This is a genomic window from Dokdonella sp., from assembly GCF_036518555.1.
GTDB lineage: Bacteria > Pseudomonadota > Gammaproteobacteria > Xanthomonadales > Rhodanobacteraceae > Dokdonella_A.
The window spans coordinates 1-2,279 of sequence record NZ_DATDMY010000155.1 but is presented as its reverse complement, the minus strand read 5'-3'; the positions used below and the strand labels follow the sequence as shown (position 1 = coordinate 2,279).

Sequence of the window (2,279 nt, the reverse complement as noted above, 5' to 3'; positions counted from 1 at the left end):
TTCGCTTTTGGAACCGCGGCCTCGCGCGGTATAGTCGGAACATGACCTATCTGCTGATCAAGGCGCTCATTTCCGGCGTCATCGTCATGGCGGTGTCGGAAATCGCGCGGCGCAGTCCGTCCTTCGGCGCACTCGTCGTGTCGCTGCCGCTCGTCTCGCTGCTCGCGATCCTCTGGCTCTGGCGCGATACGGGCGACGCCGGGCGCATCGCCGCGCACGCCGAGGCGACGTTCTGGTACGTGCTGCCGTCGCTGCCGATGTTCCTCGCGCTGCCGTGGCTGCTGCGCCACGGCGTCGGCTTCTGGTGGGCACTCGCGGCGGCGTGCGCGCTCACGATCGTGCTCTACTTCCTCACCGTGCTCATCGCCGCGCGCTTCGGCGTACGCCTGTAGCGGGAAGGCGGAAGCAAAGATTGAAACACGAAGGACACGAAGGACACGAAGGAAAAGCGAAGATGCAAAGATTGAAACACGGAGCACACGGAGGAAGAGCTTTCAAACCGTAAAGCTCTTCCTTGCCTTGCTTTCTCCGTGTGCTCCGTGTGCTCCGTGTTTCAAGCTTTTCCCTGATTTGCTTTTCCTTCGTGTCCTTCGTGTCCTTCGTGTTTCAGGCTTTGCTCTCTTCCCCCAGCATCCCCGAAAGCGTCGCGTCCTTCCCCCGCCACAGCGCGTTCATCCAGGCCTGGAAGCGTTCGCGGAACGCGGCGTCGTTCTGGTAGTCGCCGCCGATGAACTCGCGCGGGATCGGCCGCTCGCGCACGTCGATGCGGACGTCGCGGATGCGGCCGCCGAACAGGTCGAGCATCGTCGGGCGGCCGCCGGGGTATGCGATCGTCACGTCGAGGATCGCGTGCAGGCCCTCGCCCATCGCGTCGATGACGAAGGCGACGCCACCGGACTTCGGCTTGAGCAGGTGCCGGTACGGCGAGGCCTGCACGGCGTGCTTCGCGGGCGTGAGGCGCGTGCCTTCGACGAAGTTCATGATCGCGACCGGGATCGAGCGGAACTTCCCGCACGCACGGCGCGTCGCCTCGATGTCGCGCCCCGCGAGGTCGGGGCGGCGCGCGAGCTGTTCACGCGTGTAGCGCTTCATGAACGGGAAATCGAGCGCCCACCATGCGAGCCCGAGCAGCGGCACCCAGAACAGCTGGCTCTTGAGGAAGAAGCGCAGCAGCGGGATGCGCCGGTTGAACACCTTCTGCAGCACCGGGATGTCGACCCAGCTCTGGTGGTTCGCGAGCACGAGGTAGTGGCCGTCATGCCGCAGCGTCGCCTGCTCGCTCACGACGAAGCGCGTGTGCGTGCACAGGTCGATCATCCGGCTGTTGAACGCGATCCAGCTCTCCGCGATGCCGGCGAGCCACCGGTTGCACGTGCGGCGCACGGGCGGCAACGGCAGCGCGGCCTTGACCAGGGCCACCGCGAACAACGGCACCACGTGCACGAGCGTGCTGAGCACGATCGGGATGAGCGCGAGCGCGGCGCGGAACCAGGTCGGCATGGGATTCCCGTCGGAAAGTCGGTCGCCAGCCTAACCGGGATCGGCAGCGGACGCGACCGCGGCCGCGGCGGCGCATCGTCGCGGGCGCGCATCCGCGCGGGTCGCACGCCGCCGTCGATCCGTCCCGCCCGCATGTCGATTCCGTCGCTGTTCGTTCGTCGTCCTGACGAAGCCGGCAAAAGCGCCCGGCGTCATCCCTTCCACTGGCCCCCCAAGGAACCCACGATGCGATTCCTGTCGATCATCCGGATCAACGAAAATGCCGGCCTCGTCCCGAGCGAGCAGCTCATGGCCGATATGGGCAAGCTCATGCAGGACATGACCCGCGAAGGCAAGCTCATCGACACTGCAGGCCTGCGCCCGACCGCCGAAGGCAAGCGCGTGCGCCTCGCCCACGGCAAGCTCTCGATGACCGACGGCCCGTTCACCGAGTCGAAGGAAGTGATCGGTGGCTACGCGGTCCTCGAAGCCGCATCGCTCGACGAAGCGGTCGAGCTGACCCAGCGCTTCCTCAAGGTGCACGGCGACGAGTGGAACGTCGAGTGCGAGGTCCGCCGGATGGAGTGCCACCCCGACTCGCCCAAGTAACCGGCGGCGTGCCGCGGGAACATGCGCGGCACCCCTGTGGGAGCGGCGGAAGCCGCGATGCTCTTCGTCAATCGGCTATCGGCGCTCGTCCGGGAAGAGCATCGCGGCTTCTGCCGCTCCCATAGAGCGCGGCCTATACGGCTGCCGGGCAAGGTCACGACAACGCATCGACACCCACACGATCGCCATCA

At 66.4% G+C, this 2,279-nt stretch carries 3 protein-coding genes; 2 read left to right on the top strand and 1 reads right to left on the bottom strand.

All coding sequences use genetic code 11. The features are described 5' to 3' along the window. Nucleotides 1-392: DUF3147 family protein (locus VI238_RS09515; protein WP_331650761.1), on the top strand; the 392-nt coding region annotated here is incomplete at its 5' end. 214 nt (nucleotides 393-606) lie between these two features. Here VI238_RS09515 and VI238_RS09510 read toward each other — a convergent pair. Beyond that, the gene (locus VI238_RS09510) at nucleotides 607-1,500 is read right to left on the bottom strand and encodes an acyltransferase (protein ID WP_331650760.1); all 894 of its coding nucleotides are present in this window, start codon (nucleotides 1,498-1,500) and stop codon (nucleotides 607-609) included. A 225-nt stretch (nucleotides 1,501-1,725) separates the two neighbouring features. Here VI238_RS09510 and VI238_RS09505 point away from each other — a divergent pair, with 225 nt between their 5' ends. Then, the gene (locus tag VI238_RS09505; protein ID WP_331650758.1) at nucleotides 1,726-2,088 is read left to right on the top strand and encodes a YciI family protein; all 363 of its coding nucleotides are present in this window, start codon (nucleotides 1,726-1,728) and stop codon (nucleotides 2,086-2,088) included. The last annotated feature ends 191 nt before the right edge of the window (nucleotides 2,089-2,279 follow it).

What these genes read in the sequence shown, in the direction of transcription:
- VI238_RS09510 (WP_331650760.1), bottom strand. Translation starts at nt 1,500, where the DNA reads ATGCCGACCTGGTTCCGCGCCGCGCTCGCGCTCATCCCGATCGTGCTC.
- VI238_RS09505 (WP_331650758.1), top strand. Translation starts at nt 1,726, where the DNA reads ATGCGATTCCTGTCGATCATCCGGATCAACGAAAATGCCGGCCTCGTC.